The organism is Mycobacterium sp. E1747 (assembly GCF_001667775.1).
Lineage (GTDB): Bacteria > Actinomycetota > Actinomycetes > Mycobacteriales > Mycobacteriaceae > Mycobacterium.
Window position 1 is genome coordinate 1 of the sequence record NZ_LZJI01000032.1, and the last position, 862, is coordinate 862.

Consider the following 862-nt stretch of genomic DNA (forward strand, 5'->3'; position numbering starts at 1 on the left):
GCGGCGAGGTCGAACCCTACCTGACTGTCGGGCGTGAGCTGGTGCGGCGGGGACACGACGTGACGATGGCTGTCGCTCCCGAGATGGTCGACTTCGTCGAGTCGGTCGGACCGGCCGGCGTCGCGTATGGGCCGGAATTGAAGGCCGTCCTCGACCCGCACCGCGACTACTGGACTTACTGGTTCGAGAACCCTTGGAAGGTTCGGAAGCTCGACCGGATGTGGCGGGAAGTCGTGGAACCCCTCACCCTGTGCCGAGCGGAGGTCAGCAGGACGCTGACGTCCTTGGCAGACGGGGCCGCCCTGCTGCTCACCGGCATGAATTATGAAGACACGGCCGCGAACGTCGCGGAATACTGCGGGATTCCGCTGGCCACGCTGCATCACTTCCCCTGGCGGACCAACGGGGCGATCGTGCCCTTCCTGCCCGCGCCCGTGGGTCGGGCCGCGATGATCGTCTACGAGTGGCTCTTGTGGCGCGCATCAAAGCAGGCCGATGACGCACAGCGCCGTGCCCTGGGTCTGCGGCCGGCCACAAGACCGTGGACCCGACGGATCGCAGAACGCGGGTCGCTGGAGATTCAGGCCTATGACGAGGTGGTCTTCCCCGGCCTGGCAGCGGAATGGGCGAAATGGCAACCTCGGCGACCGTTCGTCGGCGCGCTGACGATGGAGTTGCCGACGAACGTCGACGCTGACGTCTCGTCGTGGATCTCCGCGGGAACACCGCCGATTTTCTTCGGCTTCGGCAGCATGCCGGTGCGTTCTCCGTCCGACATGGTGGAGATGATCAGTGGGGCCTGCGCGCATCTGGGCGAGCGGGCGCTGATCTGCGCCGGCTGGAGCGACTTCGACGACATCCC

General features: G+C 66.5%; 1 protein-coding gene. It reads left to right on the plus strand.

Annotated elements, in window-relative coordinates; all coding sequences use genetic code 11:
* The coding region (locus A5695_RS28880; protein ID WP_068077702.1) for a glycosyl transferase family 1 at nucleotides 1-862 on the plus strand (862 nt) is incomplete at both ends.